The 26,092-nt window shown below is 38.6% G+C and carries 27 protein-coding genes and 2 tRNA genes; 14 read left to right on the top strand and 15 right to left on the bottom strand.

Annotated features, from left to right (window positions below; all coding sequences use genetic code 11):
- The first annotated feature begins 8 nt into the window (after positions 1-8).
- From TLET_RS06875 to TLET_RS06925, 11 genes are all read left to right on the top strand, one after another.
- Positions 9-437 carry a 4Fe-4S binding protein gene (locus TLET_RS06875; RefSeq protein ID WP_012003378.1) on the top strand — a complete coding sequence of 143 codons (429 nt, stop codon included), beginning with the start codon at positions 9-11 and terminating at the stop codon, positions 435-437.
- Complete coding sequence (locus TLET_RS06880) at positions 421-2,196, top strand: aldehyde ferredoxin oxidoreductase N-terminal domain-containing protein (RefSeq protein WP_012003379.1); 1,776 nt, start codon at positions 421-423, stop codon at positions 2,194-2,196. Before TLET_RS06875 ends, TLET_RS06880 begins: the two co-directional genes overlap by 17 nt.
- Before the next feature lie 252 nt (positions 2,197-2,448).
- Positions 2,449-2,523 (top strand) — tRNA-Arg (locus TLET_RS06885).
- Between the two features lie 7 nt (positions 2,524-2,530).
- Positions 2,531-2,606 (top strand) — tRNA-Lys (locus TLET_RS06890).
- Between the two features lie 83 nt (positions 2,607-2,689).
- Positions 2,690-3,241, top strand: a complete 552-nt coding sequence (infC, locus tag TLET_RS06895) for a translation initiation factor IF-3 (protein WP_012003380.1) — start codon at positions 2,690-2,692, stop codon at positions 3,239-3,241.
- 15 nt (positions 3,242-3,256) lie between these two features.
- The gene (gene rpmI, locus TLET_RS06900) at positions 3,257-3,460 is read left to right on the top strand and encodes a 50S ribosomal protein L35 (RefSeq protein WP_012003381.1); all 204 of its coding nucleotides are present in this window, start codon (positions 3,257-3,259) and stop codon (positions 3,458-3,460) included.
- Positions 3,461-3,476: 16 nt separating this feature from the next.
- On the top strand, positions 3,477-3,848 hold the full coding sequence (gene rplT / locus TLET_RS06905) for a 50S ribosomal protein L20 (RefSeq protein WP_012003382.1): 372 nt from the start codon (positions 3,477-3,479) through the stop codon (positions 3,846-3,848).
- A gap of 79 nt (positions 3,849-3,927) precedes the next feature.
- Positions 3,928-5,679 (top strand): NADH-dependent [FeFe] hydrogenase, group A6, encoded by a 1,752-nt coding sequence (locus TLET_RS06910; protein WP_012003383.1) that lies wholly within the window; start codon positions 3,928-3,930, stop codon positions 5,677-5,679.
- A gap of 72 nt (positions 5,680-5,751) precedes the next feature.
- Positions 5,752-6,666 (top strand): ABC transporter substrate-binding protein, encoded by a 915-nt coding sequence (locus TLET_RS06915; protein WP_012003384.1) that lies wholly within the window; start codon positions 5,752-5,754, stop codon positions 6,664-6,666.
- Positions 6,644-7,396 carry an ABC transporter permease gene (locus TLET_RS06920; RefSeq protein ID WP_012003385.1) on the top strand — a complete coding sequence of 251 codons (753 nt, stop codon included), beginning with the start codon at positions 6,644-6,646 and terminating at the stop codon, positions 7,394-7,396. Before TLET_RS06915 ends, TLET_RS06920 begins: the two co-directional genes overlap by 23 nt.
- A complete protein-coding gene (locus TLET_RS06925; protein WP_012003386.1) occupies positions 7,380-8,066 on the top strand; it encodes an ABC transporter ATP-binding protein in 687 nt (228 codons plus the stop codon). Before TLET_RS06920 ends, TLET_RS06925 begins: the two co-directional genes overlap by 17 nt.
- Here TLET_RS06925 and TLET_RS06930 read toward each other — a convergent pair.
- The 4 genes from TLET_RS06930 to TLET_RS06945 form a co-directional block, all read right to left on the bottom strand.
- The gene (locus tag TLET_RS06930; RefSeq protein WP_012003387.1) at positions 8,054-8,398 is read right to left on the bottom strand and encodes a GIY-YIG nuclease family protein; all 345 of its coding nucleotides are present in this window, start codon (positions 8,396-8,398) and stop codon (positions 8,054-8,056) included. The two genes, TLET_RS06925 and TLET_RS06930, sit on opposite strands and share 13 nt — an antisense overlap.
- Before the next feature lie 38 nt (positions 8,399-8,436).
- Positions 8,437-8,922 (bottom strand): hypothetical protein, encoded by a 486-nt coding sequence (locus tag TLET_RS06935; protein WP_012003388.1) that lies wholly within the window; start codon positions 8,920-8,922, stop codon positions 8,437-8,439.
- A 13-nt stretch (positions 8,923-8,935) separates the two neighbouring features.
- Positions 8,936-9,541: a site-2 protease family protein gene (locus TLET_RS06940; protein WP_041428604.1), complete on the bottom strand. Its 606-nt coding sequence runs from the start codon at positions 9,539-9,541 to the stop codon at positions 8,936-8,938.
- Between the two features lie 89 nt (positions 9,542-9,630).
- Positions 9,631-9,858: a DUF438 domain-containing protein gene (locus TLET_RS06945; RefSeq protein ID WP_041428434.1), complete on the bottom strand. Its 228-nt coding sequence runs from the start codon at positions 9,856-9,858 to the stop codon at positions 9,631-9,633.
- Positions 9,859-9,921: 63 nt separating this feature from the next.
- On the opposite strand from TLET_RS06945, the gene TLET_RS06950 reads away from it, so the two are divergent.
- Complete coding sequence (locus TLET_RS06950; protein ID WP_012003390.1) at positions 9,922-10,623, top strand: Crp/Fnr family transcriptional regulator; 702 nt, start codon at positions 9,922-9,924, stop codon at positions 10,621-10,623.
- Positions 10,610-11,605, top strand: a complete 996-nt coding sequence (locus TLET_RS06955; RefSeq protein ID WP_012003391.1) for a dienelactone hydrolase family protein — start codon at positions 10,610-10,612, stop codon at positions 11,603-11,605. The genes TLET_RS06950 and TLET_RS06955 overlap by 14 nt, the downstream gene beginning before the upstream one ends.
- Here the strand turns inward: TLET_RS06955 and TLET_RS06960 are convergent, their stop codons facing one another.
- The 8 genes from TLET_RS06960 to TLET_RS06995 form a co-directional block, all read right to left on the bottom strand.
- Complete coding sequence (locus TLET_RS06960; RefSeq protein ID WP_012003392.1) at positions 11,606-12,097, bottom strand: hypothetical protein; 492 nt, start codon at positions 12,095-12,097, stop codon at positions 11,606-11,608.
- Between the two features lie 355 nt (positions 12,098-12,452).
- Entirely contained in the window at positions 12,453-13,472 is a 1,020-nt protein-coding gene (gene asd, locus TLET_RS06965; protein WP_012003393.1) for an aspartate-semialdehyde dehydrogenase, read from the bottom strand.
- 14 nt (positions 13,473-13,486) lie between these two features.
- A complete protein-coding gene (locus tag TLET_RS06970) occupies positions 13,487-14,425 on the bottom strand; it encodes a methylenetetrahydrofolate reductase (RefSeq protein WP_041428437.1) in 939 nt (312 codons plus the stop codon).
- Positions 14,412-15,161, bottom strand: a complete 750-nt coding sequence (locus TLET_RS06975) for a UPF0280 family protein (protein ID WP_012003395.1) — start codon at positions 15,159-15,161, stop codon at positions 14,412-14,414. The genes TLET_RS06970 and TLET_RS06975 overlap by 14 nt, the downstream gene beginning before the upstream one ends.
- Positions 15,154-16,476, bottom strand: a complete 1,323-nt coding sequence (locus TLET_RS06980; protein WP_041428438.1) for a homocysteine biosynthesis protein — start codon at positions 16,474-16,476, stop codon at positions 15,154-15,156. Before TLET_RS06980 ends, TLET_RS06975 begins: the two co-directional genes overlap by 8 nt.
- Positions 16,463-17,815, bottom strand: a complete 1,353-nt coding sequence (locus TLET_RS06985) for an aspartate kinase (protein WP_012003397.1) — start codon at positions 17,813-17,815, stop codon at positions 16,463-16,465. The genes TLET_RS06980 and TLET_RS06985 overlap by 14 nt, the downstream gene beginning before the upstream one ends.
- Positions 17,812-20,133, bottom strand: a complete 2,322-nt coding sequence (locus TLET_RS06990) for a homocysteine S-methyltransferase family protein (protein WP_012003398.1) — start codon at positions 20,131-20,133, stop codon at positions 17,812-17,814. The genes TLET_RS06985 and TLET_RS06990 overlap by 4 nt, the downstream gene beginning before the upstream one ends.
- A complete protein-coding gene (locus TLET_RS06995; RefSeq protein ID WP_012003399.1) occupies positions 20,130-20,693 on the bottom strand; it encodes a methionine synthase in 564 nt (187 codons plus the stop codon). Before TLET_RS06995 ends, TLET_RS06990 begins: the two co-directional genes overlap by 4 nt.
- An 885-nt stretch (positions 20,694-21,578) precedes the next feature.
- On the opposite strand from TLET_RS06995, the gene TLET_RS07005 reads away from it, so the two are divergent.
- Complete coding sequence (locus TLET_RS07005; RefSeq protein ID WP_012003401.1) at positions 21,579-22,802, top strand: MFS transporter; 1,224 nt, start codon at positions 21,579-21,581, stop codon at positions 22,800-22,802.
- Here the strand turns inward: TLET_RS07005 and TLET_RS07010 are convergent.
- Genes TLET_RS07010 through TLET_RS07020 form a run of 3 tightly spaced genes read right to left on the bottom strand, consistent with a single transcriptional unit; the run spans position 22,786 to position 26,091 of the window.
- Positions 22,786-23,514 carry a sulfite exporter TauE/SafE family protein gene (locus TLET_RS07010; RefSeq protein WP_012003402.1) on the bottom strand — a complete coding sequence of 243 codons (729 nt, stop codon included), beginning with the start codon at positions 23,512-23,514 and terminating at the stop codon, positions 22,786-22,788. The two genes, TLET_RS07005 and TLET_RS07010, sit on opposite strands and share 17 nt — an antisense overlap.
- 10 nt (positions 23,515-23,524) lie before the next feature.
- Entirely contained in the window at positions 23,525-24,511 is a 987-nt protein-coding gene (locus TLET_RS07015; RefSeq protein WP_012003403.1) for a M42 family metallopeptidase, read from the bottom strand.
- A 50-nt stretch (positions 24,512-24,561) separates the two neighbouring features.
- Positions 24,562-26,091, bottom strand: coding sequence for a hypothetical protein (locus TLET_RS07020; RefSeq protein ID WP_012003404.1), 1,530 nt, complete (start codon positions 26,089-26,091; stop codon positions 24,562-24,564).
- Between the last annotated feature and the right edge of the window lies 1 nt (position 26,092).

Raw genomic sequence — 26,092 nt, forward strand, 5'->3', positions numbered from 1 at the left:
GGAGTCACGTGGGTAAAAAACTTGTTGTCAAAGATAGAGAACGATGTATAGGGTGTTATTCATGTATGTATGCATGTAGCAGGGCATGGCATAACATAATTGGCATAGAAAAATCTGCTATGAGGGTGAAAAATTACCCGGGTGTTGAAGGTGCTTTTTCAGTTCGAATATGCCAGGCATGCCTCGAGCCAGAATGTGCTGAAATTTGCCCGACCGGAGCGCTGAAGCTATCAAAAAAAGGATATGGCGTTGAATTAGACCGAAAAAAATGTACTCACTGTATGAGATGTGTTAAAGCTTGCAGTGCGGGTGCTCTTCAGTGGGATGATGAAACCCAGATGCCGTTACCCTGTTATCACTGTGGGGTATGTGTTATGTATTGCCCGACAAACGTTTTAGATATGCAAGAGGTGGTAACAAATGTACAAAATGCTTGAGATAGACCTCTGCACAGGTAAGGCTAAAGTGAAAGATATATCTGATCTGTTTGCAAAATTCATAGGCGGAACGGGCGTGTTAACTTATCTTGCCCTTTCTGAATTCGACGAAAAACTCGACCCACTTTCTCCGTCAGCCCCGATTTTTCTGGGGATAGGTCCTTTCAACAACTGGTTCCCAAGTGCTTCAAAGACTGTTGCTTTATTCAAATCGCCACTTACTGGAGATTTAGGAGAGTCCCACGCCGGTGGAAGACTTTCCATGGCAATGTATGCATCAGGATTCCATGTCTTGAAAATAACGGGCAAATCTGAAAAACCCGCATATTTATCAGTAGACAACGAACGTGTTGAGATAGTTAGTTGTAAATCACTCTGGGGTAGGAGCGCCCTTTCAACAGAAAGAATTCTTCGCGAAAAAGAAGATACAAGAAAAGGCAAAAAAAGCATAATTCGAATAGGACCTGCTGGAGAAAGATTATCACCCATAGCCTGTGTTACAGTAGACAGTTCAAGGCACTTTGGTAGACTTGGACTTGGAGCAGTGATGGGGTCTAAAAATCTCAAGGCTATCGTTATATCCGGAAATAGATATTTTCATATTGAAGATAAAAAAGAATATCAATCTCTTTACAATGAACTTTTCAAGACACTCGCTTATTCTGAAACAACTTACAAATATAGAGACCTTGGCACAGCTGCAAATGTCATTCCTTTGTCAGAGATCCACGGGTTGCCAACACGAAACTTTTCGCAGGGCTTTTTTGAAAGTGCTGGAGAAATAAGTGGTCAGAACTTTGCCGATAATTTTTTAGTACAGCAGATATCCTGTACACATTGTCCAATTGGATGTATCCACGTTGCAACATTGAGAGAACTCTTCGCAGATCCACATATGTACAAAACTATAAAAGTGTCATACGACCATGAACTTATTTATTCGATAGGATCCAATCTAAGCATATCAAAAGCGGAGGACATCTTAAAACTTCTTCAGTTCATAGAAAAACAGGGCTGGGATGCGATAAGTATAGGCGTCACTCTGGCATGGGCGACTGAAGCTTTTCAAAAAGGGATAATCAACCTTGCACATACCAATGGGATTGTTCTAAGCTTTGGCGACAGCAATACATATCTGAAAGTTCTGCAGAACATATCTGATGAATCAAATGAATTTTACAAAGATCTTGAAAAAGGAGTATATTATTGCGCCAAAAAATATGGGGGAGAAGATTTTGCTATTCATTTTAATAAAAACGAAGCTCCTGGTTATATGACAGGCATAAATGCTTTTGTCGGATACTCAGTTGGTGTAAGACATTCTCATTTAGATTGCGCCGGATACAGTATAGATCAAAAATTTTTAGGAAGGCAAAACGACCCTTCGAAAGAAACAAAACTCATGTACGAAGAATCCCTTATCAGGAACCTTACTAATTGCCTTGTAACATGCCTCTTCGCTCGAGGGACGTACAACATGCCTGTTATAGAAAAAGGCTTAAAAATTCTTGGATACGATGTAGATGCTAATAAATTGATAAAAATTTCGAAAATTGTACATGGTATGAAATACCTTTTGAAAGAAAAAATGGGCTTTAGATTTTCAGACCTGAAAATTCCCACAAAATTGACCAGTGTTTATACAAGCAGAGGGTTGATAAATGAAAAAGATTTTCTAGAAAGAGTGAAATTTTACGCAGAATTTATAGAACAGGACAAAATCATGGCCAAGCAGTTTCTATCTCATACAATTGATTGAATTCAAGATTTACAATTCAGATGCTATAAGGTAACCATTAAGTTAAAACCGCAAAAAAGAATATTTTTTCAAGAAAACATTCGCCTGTTTTGTTTGAAACTCTCAGAAAGTTCGAGATATCCTCCATTTGTGAATTTTTCACAATCGTATATTATATTATGGAAAAAATACCCGGGTAGAACGCATGCGTATGTTGGGGAAAGTCTAATCTGTTGACAGCTATTTTGTAAAATGATAAAATGAAAAAGCGGTGCCCCTGTAGTTCAAAGGATAGAACGGCGGATTCCTAATCCGCAAATGGAGGTTCGATTCCTCCCAGGGGCACCAGGGAAATGGGCCGTTAGCTCAGCTGGTAGAGCACCTGACTCTTAATCAGGGGGTCGCAGGTTCGAATCCTGCACGGCCCACCAGAGCAAGAGGAAGCCTTGCTTCCCACCCCGAGACAGAGTCGAAGGGGTTTAAAAAAAATCAGGCCGTAATGGGAGGCGGGCGTTTGCCCGCATATTTTTTTAATAAGGAGGTAGAGATCATAGATAAAGAACAGGTATTGTTGAAGAATGAACAGATCAGATTTTCAAAAGTTCGAGTAATTGATTCTGATGGAAAACAACTTGGCATAATGTCTTCCAGAGAGGCTCTGGAGATTGCAAGAAGAAAAGGACTAGATCTGGTTCTTGTTTCCCCAAATGGTGATCCACCCGTCGTGAAAATCATGGATTTCGGCAAGTATATGTACCAGATTTCCAAAAGACAGAAAGAAGCAAGAAAAAAGCAGAAACAGCAGGAAATCAAGCAGATGAAATTCAGGCTGAAAATCGACGAGCACGATTACCAAACAAAACTAAAGCACATAAGAAGATTTCTTGGAAACGGTGATAAGGTAAAGGTTACAATCATGTTCAGGGGAAGGGAAATTACCTTTACAGAAAAGGGTAAGCAGATTCTCGAGAGAATAGCAAATGATGTCAGCGATATTGCTGCTGTTGAAACAGATGCCAAACTTGAAGGTCGGGACATGTGGATGCAACTCAAACCAAAGAATTGAGGGAGGTCAAAAAACATGGCAAAGTGTAAGATGAAAGTCAGCAAAACAGCATCAAAAAGGTTTAAGATCACAAAAAGCGGCAAAGTCATGTTTAACCATGCTCGCACGAGACATACCACGGGTAAGAGAAGACGTTCAGCCCTGAGAGTGCTCAGAAAGAAAGATGCTCTGGCAAAAGGTGACGAAAAGAGAGTAAAAAGGCTTCTTGGCGTAAAGTGAGAGGAGGAAGCAAACCATGCGAATCAAAAGATCAGTGCATGCGAGAAAGAAAAGAAGAGAGAAATTTTTAAAATCTGCAAAAGGTTACAGGGGTGCTATAAAAAGAAGATACAGACTGGCTAAACAACATTATTACAGAGCAAAATGGTATGCGTACGCCGGTAGAAAGCTGAAGAAACGTGATTTCAGGAGTTTGTGGATTACAAGAATTAATATAGCAGCAAGACAGAATGGTTTAAAATACAGCCAGTTGATGCATGGACTGAAACTTGCAAATATTTCGGTCAATAGAAAAATGCTCGCCGAACTTGCGATAAATGACCCACCGGCGTTTAGTGAATATGTCAAAATTGCAAAAGAACAACTTCAAAAAGAGGCTGTTAAATAAAAAGGCATCCGCTGGATGCCTTTTTGTGTTATACTTTATGTGAATACTTTAACAAGACTGTTCGCGAGGAGGGTTCACAGTGGCAAGCGTGTTAGTAGAGATCAACGGAAAGCAACACCAGGTTCCATCAGGTGCAACAATTCTGGAAGCTTGTAACCTCGCAGGTGTTTATATTCCAACACTTTGTAATCATCCAAGACTTGAACCGACTGGCGCATGCAGGGTTTGCGTCATAGAGGTTGAAGGGGCGAGAAACCTTCAACCGGCCTGTGCTACAAAAGTTCAAGATGGTATGAAAATTAAAACAAAGACAGACAGAGTGGAAAAGGCTGTGAAGTTCAATCTGGCTCTTCTTCTCTCAAGACATCCAAAAGACTGCATGACATGTGAAGTAAATGGTCGCTGTGAGTTTCAGGACCTCATTTATCGCTATGATATTCAGGATCTTTTTCCAAGCGAAGAAAAAACAAGTACCGTCTATGATGACAGTTCCCCATCAATAATAAGAGATCTTGAAAAATGTGTTGTCTGTGGTAGATGCGTAAGAGCTTGTTCTGAACTTCAGGGAATGGATATTTACTCAATGGTAGATAGAGGTTTTGAGACGCTTCCTCAAACTGCTTTTGAGATGCCCGTTTATGAAACAGATTGTATTGCATGTGGACAGTGTTCGGCTTTCTGCCCGGTTGGGGCAATTACAGAAAACAGCAATGTGAGAAAAGTACTTGAAGAATTGGAAAGGCACGATAAAGTTCTTGTTGTTCAAACAGCTCCAGCTACAAGAGTCGCACTTGGTGAAGAGTTCGGACTTGAACCGGGAAGTATCTCAACAGGAAAGATGGTTGCAGCTTTGAGAAAACTTGGATTTGACTATGTTTTTGATACAAATTTTGCAGCGGACCTAACAATAATGGAGGAAGGGTCAGAGTTTCTTGAAAGGCTTAAAAATGGGGGACCGTTCCCAATGTTCACCTCTTGCTGCCCTGCGTGGGTGAATATGGCAGAAAAGCTCTATCCCCAATTTCTTAAAAATCTATCCTCTGCCAAATCACCACACCAGATGCTTGGTCCACTTGTGAAAACATATTTTGCAAAGAAAAAAGGTATTGATCCAGAAAATATTCTGGTAGTTTCCATTATGCCGTGCACGGCGAAAAAAGATGATATCATCAGACCACAACACATGGTGAATGGTATGCCTGGCGTCGATATAGTCCTGACAACAAGAGAACTTGGAAAGTTAATCAAAATGAAGAAAATACCTTATGCCTCTTTGCCAGACGAAGAATATGATAGTCCGCTTGGAGAATCTACTGGAGCTGCTGCGATTTTCGGTGTAACTGGTGGTGTTATGGAAGCCGCTCTGAGAACGGCCTATGAGCTGGGATTGGGCAAACCTCTTCCAAAAGTTGAATTCACAAATGTTAGAGGTTTTGATGGCATAAAAGAAGCCACTATAGATTTCGATGGCAAGCAATTAAAAGTTGCTGTTGCCCACGGTGGTGCGAATGTTCGCAAGTTGCTCGATAAAATTACTTCCGGAGAAGTGTACTACGATTTTGTTGAAATAATGGCTTGCCCAGCTGGCTGTATAGGTGGTGGAGGACAGCCTAAGAGCCTTGATAAAAATGTTTTGACAAGAAGAATGGAAGGTATCTACACCATTGACGAAAGAAGCACGATAAGAAAATCTCACGAAAATCCTTCTATAAAGAAACTTTACGAAGAATTTCTGGAACATCCACTCAGCCATGTGTCTCACGAACTGCTGCATACGACATACGTAGACAGATCGAAAAAATCCAAAATACACGAGAAAGCCATGGCTTGAATTATTTTATATTGAATCTGCGGCGGGTTTTGCCCGCCGCTTTGTTTTATAATAAATACGGGAGGCGATAATATGAAAAAAGTGTTTTTATTGGCGTTGCTGACATTGGTTTTCACAGCAAGTTTTTCTGTTACATTACTTGTACCATCCGGGCCTACTGTCATAAGCGTAGCCGCTCTCATTGAAAACAGAATAGCTACCGAAGATTCTATAAAAATAGATTTTTGGCGAACTCTTGACCAGGTTAATGCTCAAATAACGGCTAAAACAGCTGATATGGTGATTTTACCTGTTTCGATAGGGACATCACTTTATCTGAAAGGAGTAGACTTGAGATTAGCAGCTGTGACCCTCTGGAGCGGATTTTATATGGTTGCTAAGGATGTACAGATAAATTCCATAGAAGATCTTAATGGAAAAGAAATCTATACTCCACAAGGAAAAGGGCAAACAGGGGACGTTTTGACAAGGCTTTTGATTGAAAAACATGGTTTGCAGAATGTAAAGATCCAATATGCAGCGCAAAACGAAATAGTCGCATTAATGAGTGCAGGAAAAGTCAAAATATCGGTCCTTCCTGAACCATTTGTAACTCTGGCTATCCGAAATGCATCAGCTTCAATCGTATTTGATATGCAGGAAATATGGGCAGAAATCACTCAACTTCCACCCAGAGTCCCCATAACAGGTATTTTTGTGAGAGGAGATTTACTCAAAAACAGCGGCGAAATATTAAAGGTGCTTATGAATGTAAAAAAATCTATAGAATATGCCATGAATAATAAACAGGAGGTCATACAGCTTTCGTCAAAATATCTTGGAAATATCAACCCGCTGGTAATTGAAGAATCACTTGGAAGAACCATTTATGAATATAAAACAGCAAAAGAATCAAAGAAAGAGATTATAGAATATCTGAAAATTGTGAATCAGATAGAACCAGTTGCAATACCTGAGATACCTGATGATGAATTCTTCGCGTTTTAAGTGGCTTCTCATTGGATTCATTCTCTTGATTTTCATATGGCAGGCAGTTTCTTTTCTTTTTAAATCATCGCTGGTGTTTCCTGCACCAGCTGATGTTTTTGAAGAAATCATTGAACTCATAAAAAGCGGAAAGCTTTTTATACAATTACTTCAAACTTTCTACAAAGCTTTTCTGGGGCTGTTCCTCGCTTTGCTGATAGGTTTGATTACTGGTTTCTTTGTGGGAATTTTTCAGGCGCTGTTTGAACTGTTACGCCCTGTTTTAATGGTGCTCCGATCTGTTCCTGTTGTTTCTTGGCTCAGCACGGTAATATTGTTGTGGGGCATAGGATGGAAAGGTGTGGTTTTTATCGTATTCATGACACTTTTGCCAGTTGTAATTTTCAACGTGGCTGAAGGTGTGAGATCAGTGGATATCAAATTAATCGAAATGGCCAAAGTTTACAATGTCCCACGGCCAAAGATGTTTAAATATATATACGCCGGCTCCGTTCTGCCATTTCTGCTTTCAGCTATAAATATAAGCATAGGAACAATGTGGAAAGCTGCTATCGTTTCCGAATATCTCATAGGCGATAGCGGACTTGGACTTCAAATCTTCCAGGCAAAATTTTATGTGGATACACCGAAGGTTTTTGCCCATACTGTAAGTGCGATATTTTTCGGTCTGTTGCTGGAAATAATATTTTACAATATCTGGGAGCGATTCTTTGGTGAAAAAGCTGTTTGAGCTTAAAAGCGTTTCAAAAGATTTTGGAAAACTACGGGTTTTAAAAAATATAAACCTGACTTTTTACGAAGGAGAATCAATTGCGATAGTTGGAAAATCTGGTTGTGGAAAAACCACACTGCTAAGAATCATTGCTTCGCTTGATATGCCATCATCCGGGGAAATTAAAAAATCCACAAACAGGATTGGTTACGTTTTCCAGGAAGACAGGCTGATACCATGGTATACTGTGCTTGACAATTTACTTTTCGTCTGTAATGAGAAAAAAACAGCTTTGAGCGCCTTAAAATTAGTTGGCTTGGAGTCTTTCCACAATTACAGACCAACCAAATTAAGCGGCGGTATGAAGCAGAGGGTTAACTTTGCGCGTGCTATAAGCATAAAACCAGAACTGTTGCTCCTTGATGAGCCGTTTCAGAGTCTTGATTTACTCACAAAAACAAAGCTTATAGAAGATTTTTCTAATATTATCAAAAAACTTAATATCAGTACTGTACTTGTCACTCACGATGTAAGAGAAGCAGTAAGTATAGCTGAAAAGATATACGTTTTAGCAGGCCAACCAGCTACAATTGTGGATGAAATAAAGATAGAACAAAGTCAGAAAGGTATGTTCAATCCCGGCTTTATAGAGATTGAAAAAAAGATTTTGAAACTTCAATCATCTTGATTTAGAAATCCCTTGGCTATACCAAAAAAACTGTCTATGTTTTCCACTCTGTATAAATTCGATTTTAATCTCAGATCAGTCGCTCCGAATCCTTGAACACCTTCAAAATACTTGCTCAAAGTTCTGGAAAGTTCCTCTTCTCGTTTTCCCGGATACATTACAACGGCTTTGATTTTCGCGAATTTCAGAAGATAATCTATATGCCAGTGCTTTTTCTTGTTTTTTCGTAAATGCCTGGAAACTCTTTGCCAAATACCATTCATAGCTGATCCGACATAGACGTAGATACCTTCTCTGAGGAACCATTTGTTTTTACGAACAATTAGCTCAATTGACTAATCAACTTCAATAAGCAAAATATAGCTACCTTTCATTCTACCTCAACATGCTTTGTAGTTCCTCTCGAATCTATAGTAACCCGCATAAGTAAATCTTCAACTTCAACCTCCATAACGGCATTACTTTTCAAATCTGAATAGGCAAGTATTTTAAAAGATTTTGCAACAGGTTTTTCCATAGCGGTAAACATAACTCTCCCGTATCTCTTGAAATAAAAAGGATTAGCCGAATTAGCTTTGGAAATAATCCCGACAGACCCAAAGAGAAAAATTTTTTCAAATAAATCTTCAAAATCCCTGGCGGATAGTATATTCAAAAAACCTTCCTTAATGCTGCCAAAACAGATCAATTCACCATTCATAAAATCGGGGATCAACCCTTCAGCCCTTTCATAAAATATAATCCTTTCAAGTGCCTGCCTGCTCAGAACTGTCAATTTCCCGGTATATTTAACTATGTCAGATGTTTTGAGCTTCCTGATAACATTCAAAGATGCAGGGTATCTGATCACCAGCATTTTTATGCTCCTTTCAACTGGTCACAAGATTCGTCAACTTGTCTATAAAATCCACAAAAGGATTCATTACAAGTGGCATAATCCATAAAACAAGTAAGGCAAGCATAAACAGGACACCATAAACTTCGTATTTTAGATACCATTCTGTGTAATTTTCAGGAAGAAGTGCTCCGAGAACCTTTGAACCATCGAGTGGCGGTATAGGAAAAAGTGAAAACAATGAATAAGTAAGACTAAACTTTGCAGCTTTATAAAGTGTTTCAAAGACATATTTGTTCTCAACTGCAGCAGCGTTTGCAAGATAACCATATATTACAAAACACAACACACCAACTGCAGGACCGCTTAGAGAAACAAAAAGAAATGTTTTTTTCTTTCCTCTCAAATTCCAAGGTCTGATTGGCACTGGCCTGGACCAGCCAAAATCAAGAAAAATAAAAGTAACAGTACCTATAGGATCGAGGTGAACAAATGGATTCAAAGAAACACGACCAACTTTTTTTGGAGTTTGATCTCCAAACATTAATGCTAACCTGGCCTTTATATACTCTCTTGGTGTAATTGCCATAATAACAGCTATAAAACCTGTTATAGAAAGCTCTAAAAATCTTTTTATCATGTCTAAGAGAGACAATCTCGAACACCTCAAAGTGATTCTATCACAGAAATTAACTGTATGAGAACTTCTTTCATCCAAAATCAATATTTTCAGCGTTTTTTGATTGAAAGCAATTTCATTAATTTTACATCACAGAGAAGCTCTACAACACCTTTTGGCAAATTCATTGAAATAAGATCTTTCTCTATTTGAAGAACATCGAGAGGCGTGAGCTCACGAAAAATCTTGTTGAGTTGATGCCTGATAAGAATCTCTTTTTTTGGATTTTGATATATTTTTAAAATGAGTTTTTCGACAATTTGTTTCTTATCCCTCAAGAAATCACCTCTTTAAGAAGAATATAAATATATATTCGTTTTTGCGGTAACATATGATACAGAATGAATCAATTAATTGAGGCTCTGGCAAAGACAAAATTGTTCAAAGGTTTGACTATAGGTGAAATTGAAGACCTTTTTAAGAGGTCCCGGCCGGTTTTGCAAAAATTCGCCAGGGACGAATACGTAGCTCATGCAACAGAAACATGCGATTATCTGATGCTTCTTCTTTCAGGAGAAGTGGTTACTTACATGGAAGATAAAGAAGGAAAGATATTACAACTTGAGGCCATCAAATCTCCAGACGTTCTTGCTTCTGCTGTACTTTTTTCAACTGATGCCGTCCTTCCTGTAGACATAGTTGCAAGGACAGATTGCAGGATTTTGTTTATCAGAAAAGATAAAATACTCGATTATTGTCAGAGAAACGAGAAATTTTTGAAAAACCTTCTTTGCGATATGGGAGATAGACTACTCTTTCTGGCAAAAAAACTTCACGAATTAACTTTTGGAACTCTGCGAAGCAGAATCGCAAAATACATTGTTCAACACGCAAAAGAAGATGAATTTATTTTGCCTGTTAGCAAGGAAGAATTAGCCAGATTTTTTGCTGTTCCACGACCATCTGTCTCGAGAGTGTTTATGCAGTTTGAGAGAGAAGGTATTCTTATTCAAAATGGCAGGAAAATAAAAATACTTGACAGATCTTCGCTCGAAAAACTTTCGGAAAAACTTGGAGATGATTATTCTTATGGTGAGCTTTGAATACAGCAGAAAAATACCATCATTTTCGAGTGGATACATAATGAAAGGGAAAAATTTCAGGGCATCTGTTATGAAATTCCCCACGCTGTACGAAAAACCTTTTCCGGGCACCGAAACTGTCGAAGTTTACCAATTTGAACCGAAAGAAAAACCCGTCGGCTCTTTGATGCTCCTTCATGGCCTTGGAACCATAAATATACCCTTTTTGCTGTGGATGGCAATACATATTGCAAGTGCTGGAGTAACAACTTTTGTTCCGATACTTCCGGGGAATTTCACACGTACGGCAAACGGTTCCGTAAGTGGTAGAGATTATTTTTCGGCTGACATCGAGAAAATGACACGTTTCTGGGAACACGCTGTAGTAGATGCTCTCACTGTACTCGATCTTGCCAAAGAAAACAACTGGTGGCATAACAACAATTGTTTGGTTGGTTATTGCCTGGGGGGAATGATTTCAGTAATTTTAACCGCCCTGAGTGAGGATTTTGACAGGACAATTGTCATAACCTCAGGTGGAGATGTTGCCACACTTATGTGGAAGTCACCAACCTTAGCTTACTTTAGAAGGGATATAGCCCGTGGTCTGGGCAAAGAAAATAGAATGGATGACGAAAAATCATTGATAGAAAACTTTAAAAAAGATATCGACAGGCTTTCATCTTTTTCAAGCATTCAGCAGATGCTCCAATCAGACATCCATCCTTTATTAAAAATCGACCCTGTCGCATACGCCAAGTACACTCAACCTCAAAAAATGGTTTTCATAGAAGCCCTTTTTGACCGTGCTCTTCCCAAAGAAACAAGGAAAATCTTATGGCAGGCGCTTGGAAAACCGAAAAAATACATTATCCCAACCGGCCATGTGACATGGCTACCTTTTCAATATTTTCTTGGAAGCCTTGTTCTCAAAGAAATGAACATAAAAGAATTGAAGAGAAAATTCAAACTTCTCGAAAAACCAAAAATAGAAGAAAAGTAATCACTTTTCCCTCACATACAGCAATTTAGGATTTAACATATACGGTATTCTATAAGATCCTCGAAGCTCTGAGGGAGTTGATGCAATCATATCAAATTCGAATTTTTCAATACATAAAGTCCAAACATCGTCTGAAGACCTCTTGAAATAAATAGGTGTTTGAGATCTGTATACTACATTCACTCCATCGTGCGCAACACGTTTCAAATTGTAGAGTTTCTCTTCTCTGTCGTATTGAACCAAATAATTAACAACTTTCATCTTATCATCCACTATCTCTTCAAAAGCCAGCTTGTTTTCCATAACAGCTGCTGACGAAACCGATTTAGACCAGAAGTCGATCCTGAGAAAGTCTACCGTCATGAAAAAATCTATGTCGTTTTCAATCTCTTCGCATACAGCTTTTGCATGGTTCATCGTGGAATCAATTATAATCATTGAACTGATGAGAAAAACTGTTGATACCAATACATACACAACAAATTTCATCATAAACCAGCGCAGGAGACTCCATCTTCTTTAAAATGGAAAGGAATGCGCTGCTCCCTCCTTTCCAATGAAATTACATAAACCACACAATCACTCCAATCGTCTTTTGACGATAAAGGGATTATCCCTGTAAGGTGCTCATCCCCAATGTTAGACAGGCTTGTTATGTGCAGATCACTGTCCCTACCCCTCAGGACTGTTTAGACCTGTACGACAGTGCCTGGAACTTGAGCAGCATCATAGGGTGCAACTGTCTAACGTAGCCCGATAGGAAGATCAACTTCCCCTGGCTGAGGGTAGTCAATCAGGGTTTTTTCAAGCTCCCGCTTTTACAAGCGGTGGGTAATTGACACTCAGATTATCCCCTGAAAATATTATAAATCTCTGCATTGAGAACTGCACACCCGGCAGCCCCTCTGATTGTATTATGAACAAGAGCAACGAACCCAAACTGTTTGTTCGAATACTGTTTCAACCTGCCAACACTGACACTCATTCCACCACCAAGATCTCTGTGAAACTTCGGCTGCGGAGAATCAACTCCTGTCAAATAAAAAACAGGTTTTTCAGGTGCGGTTGGAAGATACATTCCTTTAAGTGGTTGAAAATCTTCAAAAGCTCTCACAATTTCACTTAAAGTGGCCTTTTCCTGAGTTTTGATAGTTATAGATAGCATATGACCGTCAACAACGGCTACCCTGTTGCACTGTGCGAAAATATCGAGATTCGCCGGGTATATTTTTCCATCTTTCAATCTGCCAAGTATTTTTTTTGATTCGGTCATGATTTTTTCTTCCTCATTTTTTATGAACGGCACAACATTGTCAATTATATCCATAGATGGTACACCGGGATATCCCGCGCCAGAGATAGCCTGCATTGTGACAACATTTGCCTCTTCTATACCGAATCTATCCATTATGGGTTTAAGAACCATTGTAAAACCTATCGTTGAGCAATTAGGGTTGGTGATTATTTTTCCTTTTCTCTTTTGAGTTTCGGTTATTTTCAAATGATCCAGATTAACTTCAGGGATAATTAGAGGTACATCCTCGTCCATTCTATGGCTTGCGGCATTTGAGAAAACAATGTATCCTGCGTTTGCAAATTCCTCCTCAATTTCGCCTGCAACATCTGAAGGCAAAGCAGAAAACACATAATCACAATCTATATCAGGTGTGCATTTTTTTAAAACCATATCTCCTGCTTTTTCGGCTACAGGAACATTCAAGCGCCATTGAACTGCTTCTCTGTACTTTTTTCCCGCAGAATTATCAGAAGCTGCCAGAGCTGTTATCTCAAAAAATGGATGATTTGAAAGCAATTGAACAAATCTCTGTCCAACAAGCCCTGTTGCACCAAGAATAGCTACCTTCATACCATTCTCCTCCTTTATCTATTGAAAACAGCCTCGAGCAAGGCTTTTGTGGATTGCCCTTTTCCCATTGTAAAAACATGCACACCTGGAGCTCCGGAACTCAAAAGCTTCTCAACCAGTTTTGCCATATACTTTGTTCCAATCTGAAATTCTTCTCTATGTGTCTTTGCTTCTTGCATCTGCTTAACAAAGGATTCTGGTATATTAACGAAAAATTTTCTTGGTATAGTGTAAATAGATTTCAAGCTTACAACGGGTTTTACCCCAGGAATAATAGGGACATTTATTGAAAGCTGCCGTGCACGCTCCACAAATTTTTTGTAAACATCAAAATCAAAAATCATCTGTGTGATTACATAATCGGCACCAGATTCGATCTTTTTCTTTAAATACCTCATATCTTCTTCTATATTTGGTGCTTCAAAATGCTTTTCAGGATAACCCGCAACACCTATGCAAAAATCTGTTGGTTTCGCATTTTCGCATGGATAAAGATATTCTCCCATATTCATATTTGAAATCTGCTTCACCAAATCTGAGGCATGCGAGTAGCTATCTTTTTCCTCTATCGTTTGATTCTCGTACTCGCCTCTAATGACAAATAAATTTCGAACGCCTATCAAGTGGAGGTCTATCAACATATCCTCTATCTGGTATTTGTTCATCCCAAAGCACAAAACATGTGGAACAACATCAATATTGTACCTGTTCATCAGTGCGGCGGTCATTCCCACGGTTCCCGGGCGTTTTACTTTGGGAACCTTTACAATCCCATCTTCGAGCTCCAAATATGTCATCTCCGGAGCATGTTTTGTAACATTGATAAATGATATTGGAAAGTTCATCAATTCATCCAAAACAGCGTATATTTCTTCTATATTCTGTCCTCTGTTTGGCGGCAAGATTTCTATTGAGAGTATCTGACCTTTTTTCACACAATCAATCACTTTCATGAACACCATCCTTTTCCCGCTCAATCAATCTAAGCTCATGTTTTCCTATTAGACCGAATTTATCCCCATAAATAACCAGAACAGTCAATACATATTCATTTAGAGCCTCGTTCAGAAGATTGCCAATATCTTCTTCCCTTTTTACTCTGTTACAATACGATGTTGCAAAAGCATCGGCAACAGCTGCCGTTTCCGAAACAACTGTCACTGAATCAGCGTTGCCAAAACTTATTGAATGTCCAACAGTGCCTGAAGAGGTACATATCCCCCATCGCCCCGGTGGAATCTCAAGCCCAATTTTGCCAGACAGAACTGAATTTCCAGCATATACAGATACCACTACCGGCTCAATATTTTTTACAAATATATCTCCCCCGTTTTCGATTAAAACTTCCTTGCAGCCATATCTTTCTATCAACAAATCTCCAATTTCATCAGCAATCGCTCCTGCAATAGAAGCCATAGGACCCACCCCGGCAAGTTTTGATGCTGAAAGCATTCTTTTTATAACACCTGATTCACTACTTATATCTACTGGCTTGAAGGAAACTAAAAATTTTGGATACCTCGAAATACATTCTCTGATCTGAGAGTGTATCTCAATGAGTGATTGATAAACGCCGTTTTTCATATTTTCGTCATATACATTAACACCAATCCATAAATCGGACTCCCTGTAAACAACCGTGAAACTTTTGAATCTTTTTGAATGCCAGCTTCTATAAAATCTATTCATCTGGAGGTAATTTCACTCCCACCGGGCATGCATCAGAGCACTGTAAACACATGGTACATTTCTCCCTGAGGAAAGTGAACTTTCCATCTACAAGCAAAAGTGCGTCGAAAGGGCATAAACTCACGCATGCACCACAGTCAACACATTCTGGTTTATCTTCTTTCTCAATCTTGGCAGAAACTTCCTTAAGGCTTTTAATAGATCTCTCTTCGTTGAACAATTGAACAGGACTGGTTATCAAAAAAGTGCCACTTTCAATCCATGTTTTCAATACAGCTGCTATTTCGCGGGCCATGCTCAAGCTTGATATGGATGATGTTTTCACTTTTTTTCCTCCAATTTCTATATAGCCACTTCTGAGCTGAGCATAATTAACACGCATGAGGGTTGGCCTGCCTTCTTTTCCATAATCTTTCACTTCTGTCTCTATTTGTTCGTTTCCGAGCGAAGCAAAAAAGGCTATTTCCTCATTCAAAATTGGAATTGGTACTCCTATCCCTACAAACAGAGTCACACCATAACCTTTGAAATATGCAGCCTTTATGTATCTATGATTCATTTTCTTGGCATCCCCAATTACAGAAATAGTTCTTGCTGCACTAATTGGTACTCCATATCTGTTAGTCTCAACATCATTTCTAAACTGAGTACCTGGCCATATTACATAGCCATCTGTACCGCATAAAAAGATTCTTGTTCCTAAACCTATTGTGTACATATTTGGATCTTTCAGCAGAGGACTTAATTCTCCTGATGTTGAGTAAGTCACATTCCCAAAATTTGGAAGCAACTTTCCCATATAGGTATATATAGTTAAATCAGAGCTGTTCGTCGCAGCAGCGTAATTTTGATAAGCATTTCTCGGATTAAAAAGGAAGAAATCATTTATAACCTCCTTGTTTATATAACCCTCAAATTGTTTTCTTGGGTAACAATCTGTGCCTTTTCCAGAAGTTTTCAGTTGCAAATTTTTCCCTTTAATCAAGGCTTCTATTATGTGGGCACCACCAAATGTTTTATCTTCCTGAGATTCCTGAGTAGCTCCTACATATCCATCTACCGCGGCCAGACCTCCGTAAACATCAACACCAGATAATTGGATTTTTTCCATGCGCATAGGTGGCATTGTGTGCCCGAAATTTATAAAAGCTCCACTTGAACACATCGGTGCGAAAGTCGCCGTGGTCACGACATCGACTTTTTTTGCCACTTCTTTTACGGATGATTCTCTGGCAAGCTGAACTACTTCTTCAGCTGTCATAACAACTGCTTCTCCACGCTTGATCTTCTCATTAATTTGCTCAATTGTTTTCACATCTCTCACCTCCAAAAAATTCCTTATGAATAGCCCTTAAAGCATTGTCTCTATCTCTGGTGTCTACCAGAAAATAGATAGTTACGTCTGAGGCACCCGCAGATATCATTTGCACATTTATGCATTGCTTGGAGACAGCAGAGAAAATCCTCGCAGCAACGCCATGCTTTTTTAGAATCCCGTCGCCAACTGCTGCAATAAGAGAAATCTTTTCTTTATAGCATATATTTTCAACTTCGCTTATTTTCATCTTGGATGTTATTTTGCGGCATTTTTCTATATCCTGATGAGAGATGAGAACGTTTATGCTCGTCTGGGAAGTCACAACAGATTTTATGTTTATTCCTTCATTTCCAAAATTAGAGGCAATCTGTCCAAGAAGACCAGGAACACGCCCAACATTGGGCCCTTTGAATTGAATGATCACTATATCATCAGTGAAAGATATACTTTTAATTATTTCATCTGTGACTGATCCGCTGGATGATATTACTGTGTCTGGATTTTCGATCGATCTGAAGGAATTTATATTGTAAATGTAAAGTGGGATGTTTTTTTTCTTAACAGGATCAACTGCAGAATGATGAAGTATTTTAGCACCAAAATAAGATAATTCTGCTGCCTCATCATAGGTAAGCCTGCTCACCGGCCGAACCCCATCAACACATTTTGGATCACACGTCATGAATCCAGAAACATCTTTGTATAAATCAACCCTTTCTGCATCTATACAGTAAGCTATGGAAGTTGCTGAATAATCACTTCCCCCGCGGCCAAGAATCGTAATTTCTCCTTCATAAATGCCATAAAAACCTGGAACTATATAATTCTTGTTGTCCTTAAAAAAATCTTTTAGATTTTTCTCACTGGTATATAAATCAATCGACGCGCTCTTAAATCTTCCATCTGTTAGCAATCCAAATTGCTCTGGTAAGGCTTCCTCACATTGAAGCCCGTGATCATTAAAATAATGGCTCAGGAGCAGAGAAGAACACCTTTCCCCATGACTGACGACATGGTCGTAAACAAAATCTGGTACTCGCCCAATTAATTTTGCTCCCATCAGCAGATCTCTTATCTGATAAACCCTTTCTTTTAAGTCGGAATATTCTCTATCCAGAAAATTTTGATAAATCGAATATAAATCAAAAAGAAATTCATCGATATCTATGTCTTTAATGACTTTCAACGCCCTGATTAAAGAATTTGTCACACCATTAACTGCAGAGACCACTAAAATAAAAGATCTGTCGTACATCCTGACAACCTCGAAAATTTTCGAAAGATCATCTTTATTTTTCAAACTTGAGCCACCAAATTTGAGTACAACTTTTTTCATCTTTCATTTTCCTTTCCAACTATTTTTTTACATATTTCCAGTGCCTTGAGGGCATCTTTTGCATACAATACACCAAATTGGTTCGCAAGTTGCTCATTCATTGAAGCACCGCCAGCTATTACTACAACGCGCACGTTGTTCTTTTTGAGCAAATCAGAAACCTCTTTTACTTGTCCAACAGTGGTTGTCATCATAGCAGAAAGGCCAACTATATCAGGTTTTAAACGCTCGCACTCTGAGAGGATCTTTTGAGCTGGTACATCTTTTCCAACATCGTAAACTTCAAATCCACCGCTCTTTAAAACAGTCGCCACAATTCTTTTTCCAATATCGTGTATATCCCCCTGAACAGTAGCAAGCAATACCTTGCCAAGCTTTGTCTGAGCTTCGCCAAGAAGGTTGTTCAGATAATCAAAAGCTGGCTGAACTGTTTCAGAAGCCAGAATCAAATGAGGAAGGTAAATAATACCCCTGGAATAAAGAGTCCCTATCTGCTCCATTGCCCTGGCAAGCATATTTTGACTTATATAAAGAGGCTCTTTTTCTTTCAGCGAATCTTTCACAAAATTCATCAATTTTTCTTTTTGCCCGCTCACTATTAACTTCACCAGTTCATCTTCTATCACCTGCTCTGTTTTTGCAGGCTCTTTTCCTTTAAGTTGCAATGCGCCACGCAGGACATTCATTGTTGTTGCTTCCGCACTATTCAATATAGCCGCACTCAATCCTTTTTCGATACACAATGCGAGAAAAGCTGCATTGACACTCTCTCTGTTAGCAAGCCCAAAACTCAGGTTTGAAAGACCTATTGATGTTTTCAAACCAGCCCGGTTCATGAGTTCAATTGCTTTTAAAGTTGTGTGATAATCATTTTTTGCGCCAGCAGGTAGCACCAGTGGATCAAAATAGACCCTCTCAAGATCAACATCATGATCTTTCAGAATTTCAGCAGCTTTCATAGCGATTTTAAATCTCTGCTGAGCTGTTTCAGGTACATGCTTTTCCATGGCAAGCACAATCAACATACCGCCATATTTTTTTAAAAGTCTTATTCGTTCTTCGAGATGATCTTCTCTTGCAAAAGCTGAGTTGATCAACCCTCTTCCAGCATATTCTCTCATTGCACTTTCGAGGAACTGGAGATTCTGTATATCGAACGAAACAGGGAGTGAAGATCTTTTGTCAAGTTCTACAATTGCTCGTCTAAAATGATCGTGAGTTAACAGTTTTTCTATCCCAAAATTCAAGTCTATAGCATCGCAACCTTCCTGCTCCTGAAGTTGGGAGAGTTCAACAACTTGCGAAAAATCCATCTGCTGAATCTTGGTTTGCAACTTTTTTCTTCCACTTGCGTTGATTCTCTCACCTATTACTAAAAATGTGTCAGTAGGTCTCAAGATAGTTCTTGAAGAAAGATATTGTTCTCTCTTAACTTGCCTTTTTCGGGGTTTTTGATTGCCTATATATTTGCACATAACCTTTATATGTTCAGGACCAGTACCGCAGCAACCTCCTACGATATTTGCCCCAAGTTCAATAAAATCTGCCATATAAACGGCAAATTCTTTCGGAGCGGTTTTATAGCTGAGTCTGCCTTTCTCGAGAATGGGCTTTCCTGCATTTGGCTCAACACAAAGTGGTTTCATGGAAAGCTCCGATAGCTTAGTGAAAACAGGTAACATTTCATCTGGTTCAAGTGAACAGTTTATGCCAACAACATCAACATCGAGATCATTCATGAGAGTTGCGAAAATCTCTATGGAGGTTCCACTGACTGTTTTTCCATCTGCTTCGAAAGTCATATGTGCTATCAAAGGTATTTCATGGGATAAATCACGAACTGCGATAATAGCAGCTTTGAGCTCTTTTAGATCTGACATCGTTTCTAATATTATTCCATCCACACCAGCTTCTATAAGTAAAGAAGCCTGCTCTTTAAAAACCTCGTAAGCCTCTTCAAAATCGAGATTTCCGAGAGGACTTATGAAATTTCCTGTAGAAGATATATCGCCGAAAACAAATTTTCCACCAGAAACAGATTTTGCAATCTTAACTGCGTTAATATTAATCCTTTCTAAATCCTTTTCCAAATTGTAAGCACGCAATTTGAGCCTGTTGGCGCTGAATGTATTTGTCAATATTATGTCCGAGCCTGCTTCTATATATTCTCTGTGAAGCTTTTGAACCTCTTCTGGATCCTCAATATTCAAAAGCTCAATTAACCCGTTTACTCCTCTTTTAAAAAACTCTGTCCCATATGCACCATCAAGAAACAAAACTCTCTCCTGGAGCAACTGAAAAAATTCATTTCTTCTCATACACTTAACCACCCTATCATGCAAGTTGTAGTCTTTCTTGGAATCATTACACCACTCTCAAGAACTTTCACCTGATCTGCTCTCAAAAGTCTTTCAACTATGTATTTATTCATACGCATATCAACATTGCCGTAACCAGGTGAAAATCTCATTGTGCCAGCTCCAAATTGCTCCCTGAATTTTCTGTCCACATTCTCATTGAGCTTTTCGAGAGATTCAGAAGCCCATGAATCTACTATTAGAGATTCAAAGGTTTTACCAGAATCTGAATAATATTCGATCAGCATATCTATCTTTTTTCCAAGAGTCGACAAAAAAATCGTAATCTTTCCCACATTTTCAAAGGTATCTGGAATGAGCTCTTTTGGAAGCTCTGATTTTTCGAAGAATGAATACCACACAACAGGATCTATCTGATCATATGCTTCCAGAAACAGTGAATTTATCTTCTTGATCAGCTGGTCTCTTGCCAGTGTTGAGTATTTAGCACCCGCTCTGGCAAGAAATATTCTTTTGTCTGGCATACATTCTTCTTTCTCAGGCTTGTATGTTTGTACCATATTCTCCCCCTTACAAAAAAGGGGCGTTCCCATTCGAGAACGCCCCTTTGATATTCTCCAAGCACACTTAAACGCCCGGAGAATCCTTCGGGGCGTCAGTGCGCATTATCATAGCATTTATTCTGAAAAAACTCTTAACGATTGCAGATATCATTTCACACTTCCCCTCACACATTTTTTGATATTATATCTTCATAAGTTTTACGCATTTATTTTAATAAGGTAAACATAAACTTTCAGTGCATCAATTTTCCATTAATCAGGTAATGGCATGAAACTAAAAGTATTCAAAGAAACTGCTCTGATAAATCCTGTTTGGTACTCAGAAAACTCAGGGGCAGGAGTGCTGTTAATTCATAGTTTTACAGAAAACCCTCATGATAGCTTTATCTTTCAAAAATTCTAAAAGAGTTAACTGTACCCGTTCCCAGGTTGTCTGGAACGGTGCAGATCTCCTGTATTCTTCATAGAAGGACTGCTGAGAAAATCTGTGGATTATATAAATCCAACAGTTATTTGCGAGAAAATCAGAGTGTTGTTGTAAAACACCTATGATGACAGGATTGAAATACGGTCGGGAGAGACTCGCAATCAAAAGAACAAATCTATTTAATCGAAAAAATTTGCCGACCAATTTAAATTGCTGGATGCTATGCAAAAATTCATTTATCAGCAACGAGATTGGAAAAGATGAGGCAAAAATCTTTTCAAAATAGTTTGCCAAAAATTTGTAAAGAGTTCTTCCCTGGCTTCTGAAAAATTGATGAGTCTCCAGGTATGAATTTTGCAAATTAATCTTTTCTGATGGAATAATCTTTAAGTATACCGTTTCTTCACGTTATTGAGCCATCATCTGTAACAGATTAGTTTTATAAATTTGTTCGTATGGCGAAATACTCTAATCCTTTCAGGGCTCTAAGAAATAAAAACTACACACTCTTCTGGATACCCCAGAGCGTTTCTTTGATGGGTACCTGGATAGATACGACGTTGCGCGGCTGGGTCGCTGTTAACTTATTTTCGGAAGATAAAGCAGCGGGTTTTATAGGACTGATTGCGTTTTTAAAAGGTTTTCCAACGGTCTTATTATCGCCAGTAAGCGGGGTACTTATAGATTGGTTTGGACCGAGAGAGGTGCTTTTTTTAACACAACTTGCCGATGCAATAAATGCAACAATAATGGCATACCTCGTAAGCAAAAATATCCTGACTCCCGTTCAGTTACTGTTGCTGAGTGTTCTTATGGGAATATCAGGTTCCTTTTATTTGCCTTCAAGAAACACTTTTATTGGAAACATAGTACCTAAAAGCCATTTACCCAATGCACTTGCACTGCATTCTATGATATTTAACGTTGCAAGAATGGTAGGACCATCTATAGCCGGATTCGTGGTGAAATACTACGGGTTGACTTTCGGCTTTATCGTGAATGCACTTTCATTCGTTCCTTTACTTGTAGTGCTTCCAACAATACCTTTAAAATATGAACACATTTCTCCATCCAAGCGAGCTTTTATAGCAGATTTAAAAGACGGCATCCAATTCACTGTTAAGAACAAAACACTGCTGGTAACATTTGCTTCGCTTATGATATACGCCTTTTTTGGTATGCCATACAGCATGCTTATGCAGGCTTTCGCAAAAAGTGCGGTCAGAACAGATCTTGTAGGTTACGGTTTAATCATGGGGTCGATGGGGCTTGGAGCTTTTATAGGTGCTCTGGTTGCAGGAGGCATGGAACCAGAACAGGTCATATCTGTTAGGGAAGAATATCTCATACTTTTGATTGGGGCGAGTACACTTGCAACATCTATCTTTCCATCTATAGCATATGTCATGTCATTTATAAATGGTGCAGCACAGACAATTTTTTTCAACATAACAAACAGTCGCACACAGTTTGTCTCTCCCGGTAATATGAGAGGGCGTACAATGTCTTTGTACGCCCTTATAAGCACTGGAGCATCGCCAACCGGTACATTCATTTTCGGCCTGATTGGAAATGTCATCGGTATCAAAAACGCTTATACAATACTTGCATTTGTGATGATTTCTTACTTCTTCTTAAGAAGGACAATTGTGAACCACAAGATCAAATCAAATAACTGATGCCACTTACAATCACAGCAGCAAAAACTATAAATCTCAGCCAGTTAGCACCTTTCTTTATAGCAAATCTCGCTCCCATAGAAGCACCAAGCATACTTCCAAGTCCAAGTATCAGTCCTGCCAATGGCTCCACTTTTCCATTGAGAACAAATATCAACAAAGAAATTGGTGTGTAGGCAAGCACTATGAAGACCTTGAGAGCATTATTTCTGACCAGGTCAAACCCAAGAAATGTCGCAGTAAAAAATATGAAGAAAAACCCTACACCAGCCTGAATAAACCCACCATACACACCTATACAAAAGAAGACAAAAGCAGTCAGAAAAACGTTGACGCTCTTTTTTCTCTCTTCAGTCCACATCTTTGGTTTTGACAGCAAAAAAACAGCCATAATGAGTAATACTACACCAACTATCTTTTTAAGCAGATCTTTGCTTATATCAACAACTATAGCAGTACCAACAATTGATCCAATAGCAGCTGGTACTGCATATAACAAGGCTGTTTTAACAGGTAAAACTCTGTTTTTATGAAAATTTCTCACTGCCACTATATTTTGAAGAAGAATAGCTATTCTGTTTGTGCCGTTTGCTATATCTATTCCCATGCCGAGCATAGTTAAAAGTGGAAGAGTTATAAGACTGCCGCCACCTGCCACAACATTCAAAAAACCAGAAGCTATACCGGATAGAAAAATAAGAATATAAAGCACACAATCACTCCTATTTTTCAAGCAGGATTGACAAAAGCTTTGTCAGATTCTCAAAATCTTCAAGAGAAATATATTCGGCCTGAGAATGTAGATATCTAACAGCCAGTGTTACTGGTACCATCTTTGAACCAAACTCCATTGCTGCTGATCCGTCTGTGCCTCCTCCTGTCACCCCTATTTGTACTGGAACACCGTTTGCATTTGCAAGATGAAGTATTTTTTTCACCTCGTCATAACTCGCTATAGCGCTGTTATCCGCCACTCTCAAAACAGGTCCTTTTCCACACATAACCGGTCCTGTTAAAGAAGAACAGCACGCGAAAGAATCCACAGCATAACACATGTCGATTCTATTTCTCGAAACAAAAGCTTTGGCGCCTTTTAGCCCTATTTCTTCCTGAACAGTCCAGACAAAATAAATCTTCTTTTTGAGACTTTTCTTTATGATGTTTTTTAAAACATAGATTAAAGCTACACAGCCAAATCTGTCATCAAGTGACCTTACTGAAAGATATCTGTTGTTCAAAACACTGACGTGCTTCTTAAAAACAGCAAAATCAAAAACCTTTATTCCCATTTCTTCTGCTTCTTCTTTGTTGTGAGCACCTACATCTATTCTCAGGTTTTCTGCTGATTGAATTCCCCCAAGATGTGGAGGAGTTATCCCTATAACGCCATCTACCACACCGGAATCTGTCACAACATTCACATGCTCCCCGAGCAAAAGTCGATCATCGAAACCACCAACTTTCCTGAATGTAAGGCATCCATCCGGCGTGATACCGGTTATCAAAAGACCTATTTCATCCATATGAGCCATGATGGCAACTGATTTATTTCCTTCTCCAAGCTCAACTACAAGATTTCCAACATTATCTACCTTGTAATTCACACCAGGAAGACGAGATATGACAAGATCTCTTATTTTTTCTTCCCTCCCGGAAATGCCAGCTGATAATGAAAACTCAATAAGCTCATCAATTAATACCTTGTTCAAGCCTATCACCTCATGATTGATTATATCAAAATAGTTCGCACAATGAACAGTTACTCAAATGATCTCCATCTATCAAAAATTTTCTTTATAAATTTTTTTATTAAACCGGCTGTAAGAATGAGAGTACCTGCAGGGAGAAAAACACCCACAAGGATTGTCATCAATTGGGAACCGAACAAATCGGAAAGTGTTTTTTGAGAAAACATATACAACGAAAGTGGTAAGATCGAAGCAATGCTTAGAGCAAACGAAATCGCTTCAAGTAATATGACATCTTTTATATTGAGTATCCTTGATGGATTAGAAATCTCTACCTTACGCGCTTCTTTCATAAAAAGATAAGCTCCAAAGGTAGATGCAAATACGTACAGAATAAAAACAACAAAAATGATAGCGTAGATGCTCAATGGTGTATGAAAAAATGCCTGAAAAAATGCAGTCATACCGGCAAAAATAATTGTATAGATGAGCGATGGAATAATTATTTTTGGCATAATGAGCTGAGCACTTGTCAGAGGAAGTAACCGACAAAAAGGCCAGGTTTCGAACTCTTGCTTCATAAGCAAAGCTGAATTCATTGACGTGTACATTGTACTGATAACAATGGTGATAAGCATTGGTGAAACAAACCATCTGTTTGAAAAAGCGAAAATCAATCCAAATACAACCGGATAAATTATCATAAAAATTGACTGATGATGTCTAAAAACAAGTTTGAGATCCTTCCAGTAAAATCCGTTGAGGCCGGAATACTTTTTTGATACTTTCTTTTTTTTAGCAGATATTTCCTCGAATGTAAGCATCTCAGAGACTCTCAGACAGAGAAACCAGCTGCCTGTACATAAAATGGCAAGATAGAAGGTGTAAATATATTCTCCAGAAATGGCAAGAATGGGCCAGGAAAAAATATTCACTTTACTCAGGAAAATTTGGCCGATCTTCACAAATTTCTCTAAAGACTGCTGATTAGATACCATATCCGGAAACTGAATTGCGGTGAAAAGGGCAATTAACGTCAAAATAATGCCGATCACAGTAATTTTTTTTGCTGTTGATCGAGACATCCATAAACCCAGTAAAGATGCAAGTAAAACAGAAATAGACAAAAGAAAAAAGGACATTAGAAAAGCATTCAGAATGCCAAAGAGGATACTCTTCTTCATAATTAAGGAATAAATCGGCACAACAAATAAATATATGATCACGGTAAAAGATTGCAGAACAAGCGTGAGAATCATTTGATAAAAAACTATTGTAGATCTTTTGACAGGAAGCGTTAAAAGGAACTGTATTTCCTCGTTTCTGACAAAAGAGCTGACAAGACTTGGTACAAAAGATACAATGAATATTCCGCCCATCAAGATGGACCAATATGATAAAAACACCGTCGCAAGATTGTACTGACCTATCTGTATTTGCGAGGCAGATTTGAAGAAATCATAAAAAACAAAAGATATGGGAAGATAAGCAATTATGGATATGAAAAGAGAAAAAAAGCTTCGAGACGATCTTTGTTTTCCAGTAAAAACACTTGAAGAACCTTTTAATCCGTATTTTAAAAGTATTATCAGCTGATTCATT

This window comes from Pseudothermotoga lettingae TMO (assembly GCF_000017865.1).
GTDB lineage: Bacteria > Thermotogota > Thermotogae > Thermotogales > DSM-5069 > Pseudothermotoga_B > Pseudothermotoga_B elfii.